Origin of the sequence: Flavonifractor sp. An82, from assembly GCF_002159265.1 — a bacterium.
In the GTDB taxonomy this organism is placed as follows: domain Bacteria; phylum Bacillota; class Clostridia; order Oscillospirales; family Oscillospiraceae; genus Flavonifractor.
The window spans coordinates 17,431-38,297 of sequence record NZ_NFHG01000001.1 but is presented as its reverse complement, the minus strand read 5'-3'; the positions used below and the strand labels follow the sequence as shown (position 1 = coordinate 38,297).

At 42.0% G+C, this 20,867-nt stretch carries 19 protein-coding genes and 12 tRNA genes; 30 read left to right on the top strand and 1 reads right to left on the bottom strand.

Going from position 1 to position 20,867, the window contains the following annotated elements:
• The first annotated feature begins 10 nt into the window (after window positions 1–10).
• From B5G34_RS00245 to B5G34_RS00140, 21 genes are all read left to right on the top strand, one after another.
• Window positions 11–979, top strand: a complete 969-nt coding sequence (locus B5G34_RS00245) for a Fe-S-oxidoreductase (protein WP_087333431.1) — start codon at window positions 11–13, stop codon at window positions 977–979.
• Between the two features lie 99 nt (window positions 980–1,078).
• Window positions 1,079–2,104, top strand: coding sequence for a nucleotidyltransferase domain-containing protein (locus B5G34_RS00240; RefSeq protein WP_087333429.1), 1,026 nt, complete (start codon window positions 1,079–1,081; stop codon window positions 2,102–2,104).
• Entirely contained in the window at window positions 2,079–3,434 is a 1,356-nt protein-coding gene (locus B5G34_RS00235) for an HD domain-containing protein (RefSeq protein ID WP_087333427.1), read from the top strand. The genes B5G34_RS00240 and B5G34_RS00235 overlap by 26 nt, the downstream gene beginning before the upstream one ends.
• A 17-nt stretch (window positions 3,435–3,451) precedes the next feature.
• A complete protein-coding gene (locus tag B5G34_RS00230; protein WP_087333425.1) occupies window positions 3,452–3,748 on the top strand; it encodes a hypothetical protein in 297 nt (98 codons plus the stop codon).
• Window positions 3,749–4,088: 340 nt separating this feature from the next.
• The gene (locus B5G34_RS00220; RefSeq protein ID WP_140397129.1) at window positions 4,089–5,273 is read left to right on the top strand and encodes a hypothetical protein; all 1,185 of its coding nucleotides are present in this window, start codon (window positions 4,089–4,091) and stop codon (window positions 5,271–5,273) included.
• Window positions 5,274–5,331: 58 nt separating this feature from the next.
• Window positions 5,332–5,407: transfer RNA gene (locus tag B5G34_RS00215), tRNA-Pro, on the top strand.
• A 3-nt stretch (window positions 5,408–5,410) separates the two neighbouring features.
• Window positions 5,411–5,485 (top strand) — tRNA-Gly (locus B5G34_RS00210).
• 70 nt (window positions 5,486–5,555) lie between these two features.
• Window positions 5,556–5,646, top strand: a tRNA-Ser gene (locus B5G34_RS18600).
• A gap of 104 nt (window positions 5,647–5,750) precedes the next feature.
• Window positions 5,751–5,826, top strand: a tRNA-Gln gene (locus B5G34_RS00205).
• 3 nt (window positions 5,827–5,829) lie between these two features.
• A tRNA-Lys gene (locus B5G34_RS00200) sits at window positions 5,830–5,905 on the top strand.
• 3 nt (window positions 5,906–5,908) lie between these two features.
• A tRNA-Ile gene (locus B5G34_RS00195) sits at window positions 5,909–5,999 on the top strand.
• 201 nt (window positions 6,000–6,200) lie between these two features.
• Window positions 6,201–6,614: an NUMOD1 domain-containing DNA-binding protein gene (locus B5G34_RS00185; protein WP_087333419.1), complete on the top strand. Its 414-nt coding sequence runs from the start codon at window positions 6,201–6,203 to the stop codon at window positions 6,612–6,614.
• A gap of 34 nt (window positions 6,615–6,648) precedes the next feature.
• A tRNA-Thr gene (locus B5G34_RS00180) sits at window positions 6,649–6,724 on the top strand.
• A 1-nt stretch (window position 6,725) separates the two neighbouring features.
• A tRNA-Ala gene (locus B5G34_RS00175) sits at window positions 6,726–6,801 on the top strand.
• 3 nt (window positions 6,802–6,804) lie between these two features.
• Window positions 6,805–6,879, top strand: a tRNA-Glu gene (locus B5G34_RS00170).
• A gap of 131 nt (window positions 6,880–7,010) precedes the next feature.
• Window positions 7,011–7,095, top strand: a tRNA-Leu gene (locus B5G34_RS00165).
• Between the two features lie 15 nt (window positions 7,096–7,110).
• Window positions 7,111–7,195: transfer RNA gene (locus B5G34_RS00160), tRNA-Leu, on the top strand.
• A gap of 396 nt (window positions 7,196–7,591) precedes the next feature.
• Window positions 7,592–8,242 (top strand): hypothetical protein, encoded by a 651-nt coding sequence (locus tag B5G34_RS00155; RefSeq protein WP_087333417.1) that lies wholly within the window; start codon window positions 7,592–7,594, stop codon window positions 8,240–8,242.
• A gap of 353 nt (window positions 8,243–8,595) precedes the next feature.
• Window positions 8,596–8,683: transfer RNA gene (locus B5G34_RS00150), tRNA-Ser, on the top strand.
• Window positions 8,684–8,880: 197 nt separating this feature from the next.
• Window positions 8,881–9,699: a hypothetical protein gene (locus B5G34_RS00145; RefSeq protein WP_087333415.1), complete on the top strand. Its 819-nt coding sequence runs from the start codon at window positions 8,881–8,883 to the stop codon at window positions 9,697–9,699.
• On the top strand, window positions 9,696–10,103 hold the full coding sequence (locus B5G34_RS00140) for a DUF1071 domain-containing protein (protein ID WP_162609379.1): 408 nt from the start codon (window positions 9,696–9,698) through the stop codon (window positions 10,101–10,103). Before B5G34_RS00145 ends, B5G34_RS00140 begins: the two co-directional genes overlap by 4 nt.
• A gap of 16 nt (window positions 10,104–10,119) precedes the next feature.
• On the opposite strand, the gene B5G34_RS00135 is transcribed toward B5G34_RS00140, so the two are convergent.
• The gene (locus B5G34_RS00135; protein ID WP_087333410.1) at window positions 10,120–10,323 is read right to left on the bottom strand and encodes a hypothetical protein; all 204 of its coding nucleotides are present in this window, start codon (window positions 10,321–10,323) and stop codon (window positions 10,120–10,122) included.
• Between the two features lie 70 nt (window positions 10,324–10,393).
• Here B5G34_RS00135 and B5G34_RS00130 point away from each other — a divergent pair, with 70 nt between their 5' ends.
• From B5G34_RS00130 to B5G34_RS00095, 9 genes are all read left to right on the top strand, one after another.
• Window positions 10,394–11,065: a vWA domain-containing protein gene (locus B5G34_RS00130; protein WP_087333408.1), complete on the top strand. Its 672-nt coding sequence runs from the start codon at window positions 10,394–10,396 to the stop codon at window positions 11,063–11,065.
• Window positions 11,066–11,089: 24 nt separating this feature from the next.
• Window positions 11,090–11,347 (top strand): hypothetical protein, encoded by a 258-nt coding sequence (locus B5G34_RS18175; RefSeq protein WP_162609378.1) that lies wholly within the window; start codon window positions 11,090–11,092, stop codon window positions 11,345–11,347.
• 10 nt (window positions 11,348–11,357) lie between these two features.
• On the top strand, window positions 11,358–13,538 hold the full coding sequence (locus B5G34_RS00125; RefSeq protein WP_162609377.1) for an RNA ligase: 2,181 nt from the start codon (window positions 11,358–11,360) through the stop codon (window positions 13,536–13,538).
• A 121-nt stretch (window positions 13,539–13,659) separates the two neighbouring features.
• On the top strand, window positions 13,660–14,178 hold the full coding sequence (locus B5G34_RS00120) for a cell wall hydrolase (protein WP_087333404.1): 519 nt from the start codon (window positions 13,660–13,662) through the stop codon (window positions 14,176–14,178).
• A gap of 11 nt (window positions 14,179–14,189) precedes the next feature.
• Window positions 14,190–15,344 carry a DNA cytosine methyltransferase gene (locus B5G34_RS00115; RefSeq protein ID WP_087333402.1) on the top strand — a complete coding sequence of 385 codons (1,155 nt, stop codon included), beginning with the start codon at window positions 14,190–14,192 and terminating at the stop codon, window positions 15,342–15,344.
• Between the two features lie 244 nt (window positions 15,345–15,588).
• A complete protein-coding gene (thyA, locus tag B5G34_RS00110) occupies window positions 15,589–16,419 on the top strand; it encodes a thymidylate synthase (RefSeq protein ID WP_087333400.1) in 831 nt (276 codons plus the stop codon).
• Window positions 16,420–16,426: 7 nt separating this feature from the next.
• The gene (locus B5G34_RS00105) at window positions 16,427–16,906 is read left to right on the top strand and encodes a dihydrofolate reductase (RefSeq protein WP_087333398.1); all 480 of its coding nucleotides are present in this window, start codon (window positions 16,427–16,429) and stop codon (window positions 16,904–16,906) included.
• On the top strand, window positions 16,903–17,427 hold the full coding sequence (locus B5G34_RS00100) for a hypothetical protein (RefSeq protein WP_087333396.1): 525 nt from the start codon (window positions 16,903–16,905) through the stop codon (window positions 17,425–17,427). Before B5G34_RS00105 ends, B5G34_RS00100 begins: the two co-directional genes overlap by 4 nt.
• 25 nt (window positions 17,428–17,452) lie before the next feature.
• Entirely contained in the window at window positions 17,453–20,863 is a 3,411-nt protein-coding gene (locus B5G34_RS00095; RefSeq protein WP_087333394.1) for an LAGLIDADG family homing endonuclease, read from the top strand.
• Window positions 20,864–20,867 lie beyond the last annotated feature (4 nt).

The following is a 20,867-nucleotide window of genomic DNA, read 5'->3' as shown; positions in this document are numbered from 1 at the left end:
AGGAGTAATTATGGAAATTGTTAAAACCCATACCGGTAAAATTTATGTAGACAGAGATAGAAGCCTTGAGTTTTTAACTGTTGGAGACTACGGGAAAGAGAATAATATAAAAGCAAACTTTCTTGGATACACAAAGGAAATCGAAGGCGTTGAGCACCATGATGTAGATCTTGCTGATAAGTGGGTTGCTACAATCAGCACACAAAAAGGATGCCCCATGCATTGCGGATTTTGTGATGTGCCTTTGTTTGGGTTTCATGGCAATTGTTCTGAAGATGACCTTGGGTATCAGATTAAAACAATCATTCATGGTGAACAAATCAAAAAAACTGCGAGATTTAATGTTCATTTTGCGCGTATGGGGGAACCTACTTTTAATCCAAATGTGCTGTCGTTTACCGAAGACAAGCTGGATGCCCTGGTAGCAGAATGCGGGTTGGAGGCAGATACAATTCATCCAGTCGTATCTACTATGCTCCCGCGTAGCAATATGATGGCTGAAGATTTTGTGCGATATTGGTGTGACATCAAAAACAACGCTCGGGGTGGAGAAGCCGGTCTTCAATTTAGCATTAATAGCACCGACGATGCGCAACGGGATAAACAGTTTAACGGAATGTCTATGCGACTTCGTGCAATTTCAAGATTAGCAGACACTCTCCCCTCCCCCGTTGGCAGAAAATATACATTGAACTTCGCCGTGACCAATGAGACAATTTTAGATCCAAGCGTTTTGGACGATCTATTTGACAAAGACAAATTTGTTGTAAAAATTACGCCTATCCATCAGACTTCAACGGCCCTTCTCTCAGGATTTGATGTAGGGGATTCTTACCAGAAATATTCCGTTTACAGTAAGTTCGAAGCTCCCCTTCTCGACCATGGATGGGATGTTATTGTGTTTGTGCCGTCGTATGAAGAAGATAGCGACCGCATCACATGCGGCAATGCACTGATCAGTAACGCAAGAAAAAATTAGGGTTGCATTTTAGGAAATCGCACGTTATAATACAAATGTTCGATTTCCTTGTTTTCTTATCACCATTTGGTACTGTTTATTGGACACAAGGAGGGTTATATGGATTACCGTAAGATATTGCAGTCCCCCGAATATAGCTTTCTCTCCACAGAGCCAAGGCTTGGAGACAATGTGTTGTTCTTGGTGATGGGTGGTAGCCATGCATATGGAACAAATACTCCAACATCAGATATTGATGTTCGAGGGTGTGCGATGCAGTCCGCTTCAGACCTGATTGGGCTTTCATCGTTTGAGCAATTCCAGCATGGCGGAACCGATACAGTAATTTACGCATTCAATAAATTTGTGCATCTGGCGTGTAACTGCAATCCAAACATTATTGAAATGTTGGGCTGTTTACCTGAACACTATCTTAAAATGACTCCAATTGGCGAACAGATTATTGCAAACAGAAAGCTGTTTTTGTCTAAAAGAGCGATTCATTCATTTGGCGGTTATGCCACTCAGCAATTGCGTCGCTTGGAAAACGCATTAGCTAGAGACCATTATCCAGCCGAAGATAAAGAGCGCCATATTATGGGATCTTGCAACAATGCAATGCAAACTTTCCCATGCAGATACAAAACCTTCTCTCCAGAACAGATTCGTTTATATTTAAACGACGATCCGTGCGATGTTAAAATTATGGCTGATGTATCAATGTCAAAAATGCCATTGCGCGAATTCATCGGGATCATGAACGAACTGACAGAGGTAGCAAAAAACTATGATAAACTCAACCACAGAAACAGCAAAAAGGATGATGATCATCTTAACAAACATGCAATGCATCTGGTTCGCCTCTATTTAGAGGCTATTGATATCTTTGAAAAAGGAGATATCATCACTAACAGAAAAGATGATTTACCTTTGCTCAGGAAAATTCGCGCTGGAGAGTTCCAAAAAGCAGATCATTCCTACCGCCCGGAATTTTTTGAAATTGTTTCAGATCTTGAAAAGAGATTCAATTACGCTGTAGAAACAAGCGATTTACCTAAGAGCCCAGACATGAAAGCGGTTGAGGAATTTGTTTTTGCGGTCAATAAAGAGGTGGTCATGAATGCAACACAACTGGAGCATTCCTGATGGAGCGAGTCGGATTTTAGCCAGGCTTAACCAGTATGGATATGAGGCGTATCTGGTTGGTGGGTGTGTAAGAGACCTTGTCATGGGGCGAAAGCCCCATGATTGGGATATATGTACCAATGCAAAGCCAGAGCAGGTCGTGGATATTTTTAAAGACAAACATGTCATAGAGACTGGTTTGAAGCATGGCACCGTGTCTGTTGTTTATGACGGAGTGTATGAAGTCACGACATATAGAATTGATGGAGAATATGAAGATGGGCGGCATCCTAAAAAAGTAGAGTTTGTGTCAGATTTGCGGGAAGATTTAGCCAGGAGAGACTTTACGATCAACGCCATGGCGCTTGGTCATGATGGAAACATTATCGATTTTTTTGGAGGTGTCTCTGATGCAAACAAAAGAATCGTGCGTTGTGTAGGACGCCCTGCTGATCGCTTCGGAGAAGACTGGCTCAGAATTATGAGAGCTATGAGATTTGCGTCGGTCCTTGGATTTGACATGGATGCAGAGACCTTGTCTTATATACAGTCTGTTAATTATATTCCGAATGGCATTTCTGCGGAAAGAATACAAGCTGAACTTCGTAAAATGGTGGTCGGGATCAATGCGGCTGAAATTTTAAGACAGTGCAAAAACATTTTGTTTTTAGTTGCTCCAGAGCTTCGTGATATGGATGGGTTCCATCAAAATTCTCCATACCATATTTATGATGTGTTCGAACACACTCTGCACGCGATAGACTATGCGCCTAGAAATGAAACAGTTCGATTGGCATTGCTGTTCCATGACGCTGGTAAACCGTACTCATACTCCGAGGATGAAAATGGAGTCGGGCATTTTTACGGACATCCAGCATTAAGCGAACCGATCTGCAGGGATGTAATGTCACGTCTCCGTTTTGAGAATCGAATCATTGAAGATGTTGCTCATCTTGTAAAATATCATGATATCACTTTCAATTGTGAGCGAACATACATCAAGCGTTGCCTTAATAAGCACGGGCGAGATATGTTGCACATGCTCATATTTGTGCGGGCCTCAGATATATATGCACAATCTACTGTGAATCAATCTGAAAGACTTGCTAAAGTTCGTTTGTTCTCTGAGATGTTACAGTATGTTTATGATTCAAACGAATGCTTTTCGCTTCGCGATTTAGCAGTCAACGGAAATGATTTAATTCAGATTGGATTTAAACCAGGTCCAAATCTCGGGAAGATGTTGTCTATGCTGTTAGAGAATGTTATCGATGGGAAACTCAAAAACGAGAAAGAGACACTTCTTGAATTTGCACTACCCTACCTGACAGTCTCGCAGTTTTTGATGTAATATATAGGAGGATCGAGATGAATAACAAACGACGTAAAGAGATTGCAAAGTGTATCGAAATGCTGAGCAAGAAATCACCGGAAATTAGAAACGCCTTAGAAGATCTGAATGACATTCTGTTTGAAGAAGATGAGTACCGAGACAACATGCCTGAAAACCTTCAGGGAGGATCACGGTATGAAGATTCAGAGGAGGCCAGCGATCTTCTGAACGAGGCAATCTCCTATTTGGACGATGCTTTGGATGAGGACGATTCCGACGCTAAGTTGGAGTTGGTTGAATCAGCAATAGGAGCATTGAATAACATCAATTAGGAGGCTGCAATGACTATTGTTACAAACGCAAAGCAATACCAAGTCCCAATAAAAGTCCTTAGGCAGTATAGCTTTTTTGGATTTCGAATATTCGACATAAAGAGCAAAGAGCTATTTACATTGTGCAAGGATTTGTTTTTTCTGAAACCTCGGAAAGTGCGAGCTGTTATTTCGCCAGAGAATGAGTCGTACATGGTTGTCTTCTACTCTTCTGGGACAATAAAATTGACGATTTATTTGGACGATGACGAAATAAAAGCGATATAAAAAACGATATTCATGTTGACACACAGAAATACTTGTGTTACAATGTGTATATCAAAAAAGGAGGTGTCTCTTGGTGGCTGTGTATAGCCAAGTCACTATGATCAGCGAGATGGAAAAAATGATCGCTGTGAGTGGCGCTGACTTTAGAAACGAGCTGTATGACTACGTAAAGAATGAAATCGGGCTATCAAATGCGCAAGCAACATCTATTCTGCAGGGAGAATCACTCTGGAAATTTTCCAATAAAGTGTTGATTGCTCTCGCAGAATTTATGGCACCTGCTATGGGCATCCAGGCACAAGAGGCATGCTCCTGCTTCAAAGATGCAGATGACATTGATCCAACTCCGTTTGTAGAGCGGAAAAAGAAGTTTTTGGAAGAGAGCGGCCATAAATATATGGCAAGCAGATGCAACAAAACATTCAACCATTTGCTGACTGTTTACGAGCTCAAATACAAAAAAGATATTTGCGAAGCGACAAAAGAAGAGCTTGTAGATGCGATATCCAGTGGGAATACAATTAACTACCGCACAATGCAAAATGTATTGCCTATTATTAAGCACTATATTGAATGGTGTGTTGAAAGTGGTCTGTATGTTCCGTATAAAGTTGAGCTGCTTTCTTTAAAACCAAGCGATATGGATATTCGCAAAGCAATTGCATCGAAACTTGTTGCTGGTCCTAAAGAACTTTGCGAAATTTTAACACGTGCTGATGGGCTTGTTGATGCACGGACTATTATATGTGCTGTTCTGGTATGGCTTGGAGTTTCTACGGAAGAGTTGCCTTTTTTGCTTGACTCAGATGTATCAATCGAAGATCATAAAATCAATACTCCTTATTTTGGAGTTGTTGATATACCAGATTGTCTCATTAAATTTTTCGTTGCATATCAAAGGTACCTCTTTTCTTCCGGGGATTCAATGTTCGAAATTGAGCAATCTGATAAGTTCTTAAAAAGACATATGAGCTGGAAAGAAATCAACGGAACTACGATCAAAGAAACGACGATCAGACAAAACCTTAGTTCGTTGAATGGCAAACTAAAAGTTTTCCCGGATACGTGTTATGATTTGACAAGTAAGGGATTGTATATGTCCGGATCGATGTGGAGACTCTACAATATCGAAAAGGCGTCCGGAGAAATTACCGATGAGGATATTATTCGCGACGCAAGAATCTCTTTCAAAAATCGGTCTCAAAAAATCGCATGGAAACGGATATACAAAGCCTTTAAGTCTTTATATTCGGAATGACGCGCATAGCGCGTCATTCTTAAGGACATCGATATATATTGTGTAACTTATTTTACATCTGGGTGTAGCGCAGTTGGTAGCGCACGTGACCTGGGCTCACGGGGCCGGGGGTTCGAATCCCTCCACTCAGACCATATGCACCAGTAGTTCAATGGTAGATCGTATGCCCTCCAAGCATGATGTTGCGGGTTCGAGTCCCGTCTGGTGCTCCATGCGGAGAATGTTCGTCACTCCCAAAATAATCGAACGTAGGCCATTGCATCAGAATTGAAAGGCCTACACGGAGCCATAACCCTAACTGGTAAGGGACGTGTTTGCTAAACACGCAGTAGCCTAAAAAGGTGTTTCAGTTCGAGTCTGAATGGTTCCGCCATTGCCCTGTTGGCAATTTACATTTCTGTAAAAGCCAGTCGGATGCATACGATGATCTACGGACGCAGGGATTTAGGAATGAGATGCGTCTTATTCCTAATATACAGGGGTGTAGCCAAGCGGTTAAGGCCCGTGACTTTGACTCACGTATCCGGAGGTTCAAATCCTCTCATCCCTGCCATATGCTCGCGTAGCTCAGCAGGTAGAGCAGTTGCCTTTTAAGCAACGGGTCAGGAGTCCGAATCTCCTCGCGGGCACCAACTGGAAGCATAGTTTAATGGTAAAACAGCGGGCTTATACCCCGTAGCTACAGATAATAGGCTGATTCCGGTTCGACCCCGGATGCTTCCACCAAATTAAAAAAAATAACATTAACGGGGTGATTGTATAGATCAAGAAAATTTATGGAAGGACATTCCTGGATATGAAGGACTATATCAAGTAAACCAATATGGAGAAGTTTTTAGTTTTTACAGCAACAAAACCTTAAAATACAGCCTAACTTCCGACGGTTATAAGCAATATAACTTATTCAAAAACCACCAACGAAAAAATATGCTTGCTCATAAGGCGGTTGCGCTTGCGTTCATTCCAAACCCTTATAACTTACCATGCGTCAACCACAAGGATGAGGATAAGTCAAATAACTTTGTTGAGAACTTGGAGTGGTGCACAATTGCTTACAACAATAACTATAGCGATAATGGGCGTCGGTCCGGGATAAAAACTTCAAAAAAAGTTTATTGCTATAATTTAGACGGAACTTTATATAAAATATTTGGTAGTGCTAAAGAAGCAGCAAAAAATTTCGGTATATCTGATGGAACAATTTCCGGATCGGCGCAATGGAAAGAATATACTCCAAATAAAAAGAGAGTTGTGACAGCCGGAGGTAAAATTTTTTCGTTAAAAGAACGGACTAAAGAAGAGATAATCAATAGATTGTTATCATGCAAAAGGAAACATTAGATGTGGTGTATTGATTTTGCAAACACACCAATTCGCTGGCGTAGCTCAGCAGGCAGAGCACCGGCATCGTAAGCCGATTGTCGCGGGTTCAATTCCTGCCGCCAGCTCCATGGGGTTGTAGTTCAGATGGGAGAACACCTGCTTTGCAAGCAGGGGGTCACGGGTTCGAGTCCCGTCAGCTCCACCATATGGTGCCATGGTCAAGTGGTCAAGACACTGCCCTTTCACGGCAGTAGCACGGGTTCGAATCCCGTTGGCATCACCAGCGGCAACTTGATGTTTCTTTGCCGCCCTCCTTTCTAGCTATATAAGATCAAAGTCAGGTAAGGGTCTCGCTTATGTCATCTGCTACATGACATAAGTGCTCCAGTGCAATTCTGGTGAGCCTGACAATACCCCGAACTGGTGGAATTGGTAGACACGCTGGTCTCAAGTACCAGTGCTGCAAAGCGTTCCGGTTCGAGTCCGGAGTTCGGGACCACTTTAAACCGCATATAGGAGTGTGGCGGAATGGTCTACGCACAGCACTTAAAATGCTGCGGCTTTACGGCCTGGGGGTTCGAATCCCCTCACTCCTACCAGATGTATGATTCCACATGCTATCAAAGCGAACGGGTCTTGCTGATGCGCGGAGTGGTCGCGGTCAGTTGAACAATTATTGATTTGGCACGCCCTTGCCACAATAGAAGTAGAACGGTTCCGGCTGACACATCCAGCGGAGGGGCGCAAGAGTACCGTGATTATTGGAGCTATCCCCTAATGGTTGTGAATCAAGGTGAGGATAGCAAGGTGAGGCAACGCAGACCAACACGCAGACGATTCAGCGGTATTTAAACAATCTGAACGGTAATAAGGTGCGTCTAGGCGTTGAGTAGTGAAACAACCAAGAAGGTTGTATGGTAATTTAGCTCCAATGATTGTGAGATCATCCTGAAATCAGGTTGTATTTTAAAATTTAAAGTTAAAGGAGAATGATTATGAACACCGAGAAAATGACTGTTCACCGCGCTTTGGCAGAACTGAAGACCATCGATTCTCGCATCGAGGCTCAGATCATGAAGGCAGATTTCTGCTGTGCCAATAAGCATTCCAACAAGAAGATTAAGGGCGATACGATCGCGGCTTACGAAGATGCAGCTCGCTCTGCGTATAAGAGTGTCATCACTCTGATTAACCGCCGTAACGCCCTGAAGAAGGCTGTGGTGCTTTCCAATGCTCGTACCATCGTTACTATCGGCGGTATCGACTATACCGTCGCTGAAGCCATCGAAATGAAGAACCATGGCATCGACAATCAGCGCAACCTGATGGATGTGATGCGCCACCAGTTCCGTAGTGCTTCCAACGAGATTGATCGCCGTAATGGTGATGAACTCGAACGCAAGGCGACTGAGTATGCCCTCGGTATGTATGGCTCCAAGGATGCCAAGAACATCGGAGAGGAAGCTGAAGCGGCAAAGAAGACCTACATTGAGAACAACACCTACGATCTCATCGATCCTCTGAAGATTCGTGAGAAGATCGACGATCTGGAGGAGAAGACGTCTACCTTTATGACGGATGTCGATGCGGCTCTGTCTGTGTCTAACGCGATCACTGAGATTGAGTTCTCTTATGAAGTGATGTAATTGATGTGCTTGCTGCCTACCGAAACCCTTGAACCATAACACGTTTTTGTTTCTGATATCTACAAAAATGTTACTAATAAAAGAAGATATCATTCTTTTTGCTTGGGTGCAAAAAAGTCAGATGACTGTATAATGCAAAATTATATAAACAATGGCTGTAAAGCTCAACGCTTAAAGAACAAAGCTTATCTGGCCTGCCGTTGGCCGGTTAAAGAACAACGCTTAATTGATCCTAAAGTTTAAGAAATAAGCGTTAAGTCCTAAAGCTTTATGAAATCCTTGATGTATGGTTTGGCGTTGTTATGATTGGCCGAAGGGTTCCCACAAGGCTGGTAGTCAGCAAGCCACTATATGGGCAGATGGCCGAGCGGTCGAAGGCAACGGTCTTGAAAACCGTAGGCCGGAAACGGTCCGAGGGTTCGAATCCCTCTCTGCCCGCCATTACATATTGAAACGAGCGTGATATCGAAAAGCATAACTTCACAACTGAATATAAAATTCCAGAACTTATGGGGCGTTTATATACGACTTGTTGAACATCTTTTTGTATTGGTATTAAGTTGTTTTTATGAAAGACAATCTGAAACTTTCCGCCGCATTTGTTCTGTTTTTTTATACCCAAAATAGAAAAGCAAGAGGTGACAATAATTAACAAAAACGTATTTGAAGAAGAGATTAGTTGGATTCGCAACCCCCTCATCCAGCAGTTTGCCATGAAAGCTGTCAGTATGTTGCCGGACTACTTCTTTACTGTTGCGGCATCGTCCACAGGAAAGTATCATCCGAGCTATGCTTTAGGCGCAGGAGGACTCGTCAGGCACACAAAAGCGGCCGTAAAAATTGCTCATGAATTGCTTGGCCTTGATATGTACAAGCGAGCATATTCATCTGATCAGCAAGATTTGATGCTTGTCGCTCTGATGTTGCATGATGGCTGGAAGCATGGCCTTGATGCTACGCCAGGAAGTTTTACTGTTGCTGAACATCCTTCTGTATGTGCAGCATGGATTAAGCAGTCTGAGCTATCTCGATTACTTCCAGAGGATCAAATCGACTTTTTGTGTGGTTGCATTGAATCACATATGGGTCAGTGGAACACCGACTACAGATCCAAGAAGGCAATTTTGCCGATTCCAAAGACTCCGGCGCAAAAATTTGTTCATCAGGCCGATTACCTCGCAAGCCGGAAGTATCTTATTTTTGACTTTGGCGACCACTACTACGAGCCTGAGGATGATAACCAGTCAACAAGCGAGCCAGAAAAGGATCGCAACCTTGAATTGGCTATTGCATGTATTGTAGATATCTGCAAGAAGCTGATCGAATCTGGGGTGTCGCGAGACGATGTGTATCGTATCGTCTCTGAAAATAATGGAGGGAATCGAAACCCGAATTCCATTAAAACAGTTGAAGTTGCGGTTACCATTAAAAACAAATTGGAGGAATTACAAAAGTGAGTACGTTTACTGTATTGTCTGAGATTGACATCACTCCATATCTCAAGAAGAAAAATGGTATGTCTTATCTCCCTTGGTCTTCCGCGTGGAGCCTTGTTAAGACGCGGTTCCCGGATGCGAGCTACGAGGTTGTAAAGACCGAAGACGATGTGATCTATTTTACTGACGGGAAGACTTGTTGGGTTGAAACTCAATGTAACCTTGCCATTAAGCAACTAGACCTAAAAGAGCGCAACATCTGCAAAAATGGGGATGAGTTTTATATGGGCGATGACGGGCAATTTACCATGTACATCGATACAGTAAGGAAAGAATTTGCGCAAAGTTCAATTTCGACTCACAGATGGCCGCTAGAAGATTCCATTGTACCAATGTTTAAAAAAGTAAAAAATAGCCGCCCATAAAGGGCGGCCACAAAGATCAGAGCTCGACACCAAGCTTTTCTGCAATATCCTCAAGGGACATTCCTGCCTGCTTAGCCTGATCAATAATTGATTTCGCAGATACAGGATGAAGAAGGCGATGCTTCTTCTCTTCGAGAATTGCAATCTCAGCCTTTTTCTTGTTGATCTTTTCGTCGAGAGCAGCCACACGCTCTTCGACACTTCTCACTTGCCGTGCCATTTTAAGCACCTCCTTTTTGCAATCATATCATAACCATATTTTTAAGTCAATAAAAAAGAAAGGTAAAAATATGAATACTAACTTAACTGAAATCATTTTTCTTGTTGATGAAAGCGGCTCTATGTTTTCTATGAAAAATGACACTATTGGAGGATTCAATTCGTTTATTGAAGATCAAAAAAACAACGAAGGTGATGCAAACATTACTCTCGTGAAGTTTGCCAATACTCACTCATATGTGTATGAGGCTGTTGATCTGCGAGAAATTAAGCAGATGACTGGAGCAGATTATAACCCCGGAGGATGTACAGCGTTGCTGGATGCAATTGGCGACACCATGAACGAGGTTGGAAAGCGCCTCTCTGATACCCCTGAAGATCAGCGACCCGGTAAAATCATCTTTATTATTACTACCGATGGATATGAAAATGCAAGCCATCGCTTTACTAAATCGCAAATTAAAGAGATGATTGAACACCAGCGGACTAAGTATAGTTGGGAGTTTATGTTCATTGGTGCAGACATTGATTCTGTATCAGAGGCTGTGTCTCTTGGAATCGATGCCAAAATGGCAGCCAACTACAGCAAAACTAGCATCGGAACTGAAGCACTTTATGGAACTCTTTCGTGCAGCGTAAGGGGTTATCGGAATACTGGAACCATTGCTGATAACTGGGGCGATAATCTTAGCGTCGATGTTTCTTCCTGCCAGTCGGATTCAACGACAAACACCATCAGTTAAGATATGAGAGGTATACAAGTAACAATGTTTAGCGCCAGAGATTTAAAAAATATATTATCTTCTAATATCCCGGACAATGCTCTGGTATATGTGAGAGCGGATTATGCAGATTATCTTGGTGAAGCTTCAAAAATGATTGTAACAAGAACCCCAATCACTGAACAATATCCAGACCCAAACAGTTTTATTTGGGAAGTTGAAGGATATGAGTCTCTGTATGATAAAGATGATCTAGCACAATATGATCAAGCCGCTCCGATTACAGCTATTTGTTTTATGTAATGAGGTATCTATGAGAGTTTTAATTTTACTGCGCGGTGCTCCTGGATGCGGCAAGACTACGTGGATTGAGAATAATGGCTTAAAGCCCTATTCTCTTTCCGCAGACGATCTTAGACTGATGTGTCAAAGCCCTATCTTAGGAGTAGATGGATCTTATGGCATCAGCCAAAGTAACGATAAAACTGTCTGGGAAATCCTTTTCCAGTTACTGGAAGCACGGATGCAACGAGGAGAGCTTACCGTTATCGATGCTACAAACTCAAAAACATCAGAAATGAATCGGTACAAAACGCTTGCCAGCGAGTATCGGTACAGAATTGTACTTGTTGATATGACCAACATTCCAATCGATGTATGCAAGAAACAGAATGCTATGCGTCCACAGTATAAGCAAGTCCCAGACGATGTGATCGAGAGGATTTATTCCAGATTTGCCACCCAGAAGATACCATCCGGCATCAAGGTTATTGCCCCTGATCAGCTGCAGTCAATCTGGTATAAGCCGATGGACTTATCTCAATATAAGAAGATTCACCACATTGGTGATATTCATGGCTGCTATACGGTTTTAAACAACTATTTAGGGGGAGAAATTCATGCGGATGAGTTTTACATCTTCACGGGTGACTATATTGACCGAGGACTGGAGAATGGAGAGGTTGTCAAATTTCTCTGTTCCATACTCGAAATGCCGAATGTTCTTCTCTTGGAAGGAAACCATGAGAGATGGATCTACTGCTACGGGAAAGGGAAGCCAGCAAAATCACAAGAGTTCGAAAAGAGAACCAAGCAAGAGTTAATTGATGCTGGAATTTCTGAAAAAGATGCTCGCATCTTATACAGAAAATTTGCACAATGTGCTTATTATCGCTTTCATGACAAGATTGTTTTAGCGACGCATGGTGGCCTGAGTTTAATTCCGGAAAATCTATCTCTCGTTCCAACAGAAGAGATGATCAAAGGAACTGGCCAGTACGATGACTATGAGATTGTTGCAAAAACATTCGATGAAGTAATGCCAGATAATGTATATCAAGTCTTTGGCCACAGAAACACCAAATCGTTGCCTACGCATTTATCCAAGAGATGTTTTGACCTCGAAGATTCTGTCGAGTTCGGTGGATCTTTGCGGGTAGTTACGCTTGATGAATCTGGGTTTCATACAATCGAAACCCGCAACACTGTATTCAGAGACCTAAACATCAAAAAGAAGAACAATGTTGATGCCGTTGATGTTACTTCACTTGTAGAGTCGATGAGACAAAACAAGTACATTCAGGAAAAAAGATTCGACCATATCTCTTCATTTAACTTTACGCCGAAAGCATTCTATGATAGGGCTTGGGATGAGCAAACCATAAAGGCTCGTGGGTTATTCATTGATACTGAGAGCAATAAAGTTGTCGCAAGAGCATACGAGAAATTTTTCAATATCAACGAAAGATCAGAGACCAAGTTCGGCGTGCTGAAGAACGTATTGAGATTCCCTGTTATGGCATACGTCAAGGAAAATGGGTTCTTGGGGCTCGTATCTTACGACCATAAAACAGGTGATTTATTCATCACAAGCAAGTCTACCCCAACTGGACCATATGCAAACAATTTACGAGAGATTTTTTATCAACAAGTTCAGGATGTTGACGCAGTTAAAGAATATCTCAAAAACAATAATGTAACTCTGGTATTTGAGTGTATTGATCCTGAGAATGATCCTCATATTATCAGATATGAGAGCAAAAAACTTGTTTTGCTTGATATTGTTGAAAATGATCCAACATTTAAAAAGCACCCATACTTTGATGTTGATTATGTATCAAATATGCTGAAGTTTGAATGCAAGCACCTCGCATATATTATCACAGACTGGCCGTCATTCTGCGATTGGTATAGTGAAGTGACAGCGGCAGACTATATGTATAGAGGATCTTACATCGAGGGATTTGTGCTTGAAGACTTTGATGGGTTTATGGTTAAGCTAAAACTACATTACTATAATATGTGGAAACACATGCGGAATGTGGTTGACACGGTGAACCAATTTGGTTATTACAAATACACCTCTTCTTTGATCTCAAAAGAAGAGAATCTTTTTTATGGATGGTATAAAACCATTGGGAAAGATTTGCCTGGCCCAAAAAACATCATTGCTTTGAGGGAGCTGTTTTATCAATATGCTTCTGGACAAACTTGAAACGGCTTTACGTTTAATAAACACAAAATGTGCGGTACAATAATAGTGGCGATATGCCATTTTTAATTTCCGTATCGATATAAATTGTGACACGCAAACCCATATAAGAAAGGAGGTATCTATGCCGTTTATTGCAAAAACAGGATGTCTAACCGCTTGCGCTCTTTTGTGTGGCATGGTGATCGGCTGGGTTAACCAGCCGACACCAACCACGATCACACCTGAGCCAACTGTTATTATCGAAGAGCATGTTGTAGAAGTGGAAACCGGGATCATCCCTTATTATAACGACATTGCTCAAACGGCATCGGATGAAGATATCTATATTTTAGGTTGCGTTATTCGCGCTGAAGCTGGGAACCAGTCTTTTGTTGGTCAAAAGGCGGTTGCTGAGGTGGTTTTAAACCGCGTTATGTCTCCAAAGTTCCCAAACACTATAAAAGAAGTAGTATACCAGAAAGGGCAGTTCTCAACTGCTTCTGTGCTGCACAAATATCCTCCGACGGATATGCAGTACCAAGTAATCGAATCTGTATTTCAAGAAAATGAACCAGCGTTGCCTAGCGACGTCTATTTCTTTGCTACTTATCCATTTCGAGAAGTCTATGAACAGATTGGAGACCATTATTTTTGTTACTAAGGAGTAACTGAATGGTCAAAATCCTGCTTGGAGGAAGTCCATGCACATACTGGTCTATCTCGAAAACGAAAGGAAGGGAAACGTCCGCATCCGGAGCTGGATGGGAATTATTTCTGAATTATCGAATCGCAAAAGAAAGATTCCAGCCAGACTTCTTCTTATATGAAAATAATTGGTCAGCATCTTCTGACATCAAACAACAGATACAAGAAGAGCTTCAATGTAAACTTTTTAGAATGAATAGCAGTTTAGTTTCTGCTCAAAGCAGAGACCGATTTTATGTTTGCAACTGGGAGAATGCCCTGCCAGAAGACAGGGGGATTTTGCTCAAGGATATTTTGGTTACATCAGATCCTGATATTGGACCTCTTTACGAACTAGATTTGCCGATCTTGACTCATAAAGAAATGTCTTATATGGTACGCCAAACAAAAGGTGGAAGAAATCATTTTGATTTTGGCCATTACCATGATGTACTGTCCGGTAAAAGTAGCTGCATCACAGCCAACACGGCAAAAGGAGTGCCATACAACGTGTTGTGTGAACCGATAAGAATAGGCACAATCAAAAACCATGCAAAAAATCAAGCAAAGCACAACAGCAAGCAATATCGTGTTTATAGCCCGGATGGAAAGTCCACAACTCTATGCGGAGAGGGCGGTGGAGTCGGTGCAAAAACAGGTCTATATGCAACGCCAAGATCATCTCGTGATCAATTCCCTTATTATCAGGTTAGGAACGGGAAAATACTGGTCGATGGAGAATGGCATTCTGTTGGGTTGCAAGATGGAGACTACATTATCAGAAAGTTATTGCCGGTCGAGGCAGAACGCCTACAAACACTGCCCGATAACTATACCGCATCAGTAAGCACAACACAAAGATTGCGAGGCCTTGGCAATGGATGGACCGCAGAAGCTATAATTCATCTTTTGAGCACTGGGTTAAAAAACATCCACAAAAACGAACAACTTCTTGTTCTTTCTATGTATGACGGAATAGGAACTGGAAGATATTGTTTACAAAAGATGGGCTTTATGAATGTGGAATATCATGCTTATGAAATCGATAAGTACGCGATGAAAGTATCGTCAAGCAATTATCCAGATATTATTTATCATGGAGATGCTTTCAAAATCAGAAACGAAGATGAAAGATGGTGGTAAAATGATTGTCGCAGTTGTCGCAATAATTGTTACTGCGGTGTGTGCTTCATATGCATTCTATAAAGTATTAACGAGAAACAAATTTTATCCTTGTGATTCGTGCAAATACCTCAAACAGAAAAATGGCCCTAACTATAAATATAAGTGTGAATGTCACAATATTTCCCCAAGTATGTTTGACAAAGCGCCATCGTTCTGCAGGTACTATAAAAAAGACGAACTGTCAATACAGGAGGAAAAATAATTGAGCTACGCGGACGAATTGTTTATTGAGAACTGCAAAGATATTCTGACCCACGGGGTGTGGGACACCAATCAGGACGTGCGCCCCCGGTGGGAGGACGGCACCCCCGCCCACACCGTAAAGAAATTCTGTATCGTCAACCGCTATGACCTGCGGGAGGAGTTTCCCGTCCAGACCATCCGCAAGATGGCCTTCAAGAGCGCGGTGGACGAGCTGTTGTGGATCTGGCAGAAGAAGTCCAACAACATCCACGACCTGAACAGCCACATCTGGGACGCCTGGGCCGACGAGAATGGTTCTATTTTGAAGTCATATGGATATCAACTTGGAGTAAAGCACATCTATCCAGAAGGAGAATTCGACCAAGTTGACCGTGTGCTCTACGACCTGAAGCACAACCCGGCCTCCCGCCGGATCATGACCAATCTCTATAACCACCACGACCTCCACGAGATGGCCCTCTACCCCTGCGCTTACTCTATGACCTTCAACGTCAGCGGACGCACCCTCAACGCCATCCTCAACCAGCGGAGCCAGGACATGCTCACCGCCAACGGCTGGAACGTGATGCAGTACGCCGCCCTGGTCCACATGATGGCCCAGGTGTCCGGTCTGGAGGCCGGCGAGCTGGTCCACGTCATCGCCGACGCCCACATCTACGATCGCCACGTACCGGTGGTGGAGGAGATCATCGCCCGCACCCCCTACGAGGCCCCCAAGCTGTGGATGGACCCCACGATTACCGATTTCTATGCCTTTACCAAGGACAGCTTCAAGCTGGAGGGCTATCAGTTCCATCCGCTGGAGCAGGCCATCCCTGTGGCTGTATGAGGTGAGCATGAACTTAATTGCATTAGTTGATTCTCATTGGGGTATAGGCAATGCTGGAGATCAGCTTGCCTATCTCCCCTCTGATTTAAAACGCTTTAAGGAATTAACCTCCGGTCATGCAATTATTTTTGGATCAAAGACAATGCTCACTTTCCCTCACGGACGGCCACTTCCAAACAGAGACAACTATCTACTCACTAGGCGTAATGAGTTTGTGAGTGGAGTAACTGTATGTCACAGCATTGAACAAATTCTTTCGAAAGCCCCAAATGACGCATTTGTGGTTGGCGGAGGAGAGATCTATAAACAGCTTGAACCATACTGTGATACTGCTTTTATCACAAAAATGGCTAAATCTTATAAAGCGGACACATGGTTTCCAAACTTAGATCAAAACTCAAAATGGAGATTGATTGACGAGTCTCCATTGCAAGAAGAAAACGGGATTCCGTTTCGATATATAACATACAAAAGGAGAACAGAATGAGCCGATTTTTGTTAATCGTCGGCCCTTCAGGCTCCGGAAAGACATCTGTATGCGATATGATGAAGCCTTACGGTAAAAGTCAGATCGCATCATACACAACTCGAAAACCTAGATATGCCGGGGAAGACAGTCATACGTTTATTGATAACTATGAAGAATGGAAATTAGACAATCCGGATGACACAATTGTTGGATTTACGTTCTTCGATGGTAACTATTATTGGGCAACTTCAAGCCAAGTTGAATCAAATGATTTATATGTAATTGATATGGCTGGAGTTGAATATTTCCGAAAGAACTATAAAGGGAATAAGGATGTTCGTATTGTTTATATTAAAGTTTCTATTATAGAACGATTCAAAAGGATGATTAAAAGAGGTGATTCAAAATGGTCGGTGATTAAGCGTATTATTGGAGATTTATACCGCTTTCGAAGGGCCAAACAAAAGGCTGATTTTATCGTTCGAAACGACAATATCTGGCGGTGTAGAGATCAAATTTTAGATTACATGGCAATTTGATATTTCTACAGAAGGAGAATGCGTATTGAACGATATACACACTGTTGAGGAATGGCTCGGTAAAGATAACAAGCTTGGGCAAGACATTTGGCACAAAAAGTATCAGAAGAATGAAGAAACCTTTGATGCGTGGCTTGATAGAGTCAGTTTAGGGAATCCGGCTTATAGACGTCTCATTGAACTTAAAATGCTTATTCCTGGAGGCCGCATTTTAAGCAACGTCGGCATTGATGATGACTCATGCGGAATGTCAAATTGTTATAGCCGTGGTTTTATCGAAGACGACTATAATGATATTATGCAAGCTGCTGTTGATATTGGGAAAACCTTTAAGTCTCAAGGTGGTCAAGGTCTAAGTTTAAGCAAGTTGCGCCCTAAAGGAACACCCATTGGTGATAATTACGAATCAGATGGCATTGTCCCTTTTATGAAGATTTATAACGAGGTTACACAAGGGACTTCCCAAGGTGGGTGTATTGAAGAAAATGAGCTTGTTTTAACATCTGAAGGATATAAGCCTATCAAAGATATCGAAGTTGGTGATAATGTCTATACAAAAGCAGGATATAAACCCGTGCTAACTGTATGGGATAAAGGTGAACAAGAAACATATAAAGTAACAACCAAAAAAGGATATACTATTTCTACCACTATTGACCACAAATATTGTGTTGATGGATTTAACGTATCTCCGTTGTCTTCTTTGAATATTGGAGATAAAATTTGCTTAATCACATCACAACCAAACAATATAAAGAAAGAACTTAACGAAAAAGCCTATTTCTTTGCTCATTTTTTAGCAAATGGCTATATCAGGAAAGACAACACTGGGAATATTACCATGCACAAAAAATACAAAGAAGTTGGCGACAAACTAATTTCATATCTATCCTCTTTGGGGTTTAATGCCTATTACAACAACAGAGAAGATGAAGATGCAATCAGGATTGTTCTAACAGTGCCAGTATGCAAGTGGATTAAAAAACAAGTAAAAAAGGACACTTGTAGTTATATTAGAGTTCCAGATTGGGTTCTAAACGGAGACGATGATTGTGTTCTTTCTTTTGTCGGCGGCGCAATAGACAGCGATGGTAGTGTGCGTAGAAATTCCATCTGTTGCGATACTATTTGTGAAGCATACGCCGAACAAATCTCTCTGTTAATGAAGAGAGTTGGATTATTCCCAACTATAAGCGTAAACTATAGAGAAAACGAAAACAATAAGCGACCAATTTATCGGGTATCCGATTCCATTAGAGATGACATTTTAACGTATTATAGCTATAAAGTAGCTAAAACCCATGTTCCTTATGCTAAAAACAGCAAATATGTAACTCCATACACAATGAAGAACACGGGCTTGTCTAAAAATGATGCAAAACATTTGGCTAAAATTAGCAAAAATACAAATATTGGTCTATACACATACCTACAAGTAAAAGATAAGCCGTATGCTCCAATGATTCTTGATGAAATTTCAAATATTGAATATATTGGGATTCGTCATGTATACGATATCGAAGTTGCCGATGAACATAAATTTTTCTGCAATGGCATTTATGTGTCCAATTCTCGTAAAGGCGCTCTCCTTATGAGCCTTGATGCTTGGCACAAAGAAGTTATGAATTTCATCACTATTAAGTCTGAAGAAGGTTTAATTGAAAAAGCAAACCTAAGTTTGGAAATTGACAATGAGTTTATGGAGTGCGTACAAGCATACTATGAACGTGGAGAAACAAAAACCATCACCAGAAAAGAGTCCTATAGCGGACATGAAATTGAATGGGAAGTCACTCCTATTGAAGTATTTAAGGCGTTTATCCATAACAACTATGAGTGGGGAGACCCTGGATGTCTTTTTGTTGATAAATTCAGAAATTACAATCTGATGGAATTCTGTGACAATTATCAGATTGAATCGTGTAACCCTTGTGGGGAACAACCTCTTCCGAAACACGGTGCATGCAATTTGGCCGCAATCAACCTGTCTGAGTTTGTTGTTAACCCCTACACAAACGATGCTGGTTTTGATTTTGATGCCTTTGAAGCGGCTGTTATGCTTGGAATCCAATATCTCGATAAGATTGTTGACTTCAATGCAAACAGACATGCACTTCCGCAACAGAAAAAGATGGCGTTAGAGTTTAGAAATTGCGGGCTTGGAGTTATGGGATATGCAACTATGCTCATGAAGCTTGGACTGCAATACGGCTCCGATGATGCAATTCGTTTTTCTGATGATCTGTTCTCATATATGTTTGTTACTGCCGTTCGCTCTTCTTCACAAGAGGCAAAAAAGCTTGGAACATTCCCAGGGTATCGTGATCAGATTTTTAACAGCAATATCATCTTAAATCACTTTGGGAATGGTGCTATTAGTGATCTCAGATCGATAGGCCTTCGTAACTGTAGCCTGCTCTCAATCGCACCGACCGGATCTATTGCAACCATGCTCGGAGAGTCAGGCGGAATTGAACCTGAATTTGCCATCTCATATACAAGACGAACTGTTGGCCTTACCGACAATGAAGACCATTATTACACCGTCTACTGCAAGGCTGCCAGAGAATATCTTTCCTCTCATCCTGAGTGTGATGGAGTCCTTCCAGAATGGTTTGTGTCTTCCGCCGACATTGACCCCATTCGCCGTGTCAAAACTCAGGCTGTTATCCAGAAGCATATCGATACTGCCATCAGTTCTACTGTCAATCTTCCTGAAGCCGCATCTGAGGACGATATGGCCCGTATCTATATTGAAGCATGGAAACAAGGTACTAAGGGATTGACTATCTTCCGTTCTGGTTGTAAGCGTGAGGCTATTCTCACCACCGGAGACACTGCACCAAAGAAAAATGAACAGAAGAACGATACATGTACCGACTGTCTTAACAGAGGTATGATCATTGGTGTTGATGATGACTTGATGTCAATCAAGAAGACAATCATCAATGGGTGCGGTAAATTTTATCTGCATGTCGATTTTGATGAAACCTCTCTTGAATTTTTAGAGACGTACATCGATATTGGATCTGGCGGAGGGTGTGAGCGGAATCTCCAGTTTATTTCTCGGCTCATGTCTCTTGCTTTGCGTGCTGGTGTTCCGCTGGAAGCCATTATTGATCAAGCATATAGCATTCGTCCTTGTAATGCATATCTTGCTCGCACAAAATCAAAAGGTGACACTTCACCTGGAACTTCTTGCCCATCCGCAATTGGCAAAGCACTTGAAGAAATGAAGAAAAAGGCAGTTTATCTTTACGGCGATGACACTGAAGAAGCACCAGAGGTTGTCAGTGATCCAGCCGCAAAAAAAGCAAACAACACAAAAACAAATCACAATGATAGTCCTTCGAAATGTCCAGAATGTGGAGCTCAACTCCGGTTTGAAGGCGGATGTGATGTCTGCCCAGAGTGCGGCTATTCTCATTGTGGATAATGGA

Excerpts from the sequence above, each read along its gene's own strand:
- B5G34_RS00245 (WP_087333431.1), top strand. The coding sequence starts at position 11 with ATGGAAATTGTTAAAACCCATACCGGTAAAATTTATGTAGACAGAGAT.
- B5G34_RS00240 (WP_087333429.1), top strand. The coding sequence starts at position 1,079 with ATGGATTACCGTAAGATATTGCAGTCCCCCGAATATAGCTTTCTCTCC.
- B5G34_RS00235 (WP_087333427.1), top strand. The coding sequence starts at position 2,079 with ATGCAACACAACTGGAGCATTCCTGATGGAGCGAGTCGGATTTTAGCC.
- B5G34_RS00230 (WP_087333425.1), top strand. The coding sequence starts at position 3,452 with ATGAATAACAAACGACGTAAAGAGATTGCAAAGTGTATCGAAATGCTG.
- B5G34_RS00185 (WP_087333419.1), top strand. The coding sequence starts at position 6,201 with ATGCTTGCTCATAAGGCGGTTGCGCTTGCGTTCATTCCAAACCCTTAT.
- B5G34_RS00155 (WP_087333417.1), top strand. The coding sequence starts at position 7,592 with ATGAACACCGAGAAAATGACTGTTCACCGCGCTTTGGCAGAACTGAAG.
- B5G34_RS00135 (WP_087333410.1), bottom strand. The coding sequence starts at position 10,323 with ATGGCACGGCAAGTGAGAAGTGTCGAAGAGCGTGTGGCTGCTCTCGAC.
- B5G34_RS00130 (WP_087333408.1), top strand. The coding sequence starts at position 10,394 with ATGAATACTAACTTAACTGAAATCATTTTTCTTGTTGATGAAAGCGGC.
- B5G34_RS18175 (WP_162609378.1), top strand. The coding sequence starts at position 11,090 with ATGTTTAGCGCCAGAGATTTAAAAAATATATTATCTTCTAATATCCCG.
- B5G34_RS00125 (WP_162609377.1), top strand. The coding sequence starts at position 11,358 with ATGAGAGTTTTAATTTTACTGCGCGGTGCTCCTGGATGCGGCAAGACT.
- B5G34_RS00120 (WP_087333404.1), top strand. The coding sequence starts at position 13,660 with ATGCCGTTTATTGCAAAAACAGGATGTCTAACCGCTTGCGCTCTTTTG.
- B5G34_RS00115 (WP_087333402.1), top strand. The coding sequence starts at position 14,190 with ATGGTCAAAATCCTGCTTGGAGGAAGTCCATGCACATACTGGTCTATC.
- B5G34_RS00105 (WP_087333398.1), top strand. The coding sequence starts at position 16,427 with ATGAACTTAATTGCATTAGTTGATTCTCATTGGGGTATAGGCAATGCT.
- B5G34_RS00100 (WP_087333396.1), top strand. The coding sequence starts at position 16,903 with ATGAGCCGATTTTTGTTAATCGTCGGCCCTTCAGGCTCCGGAAAGACA.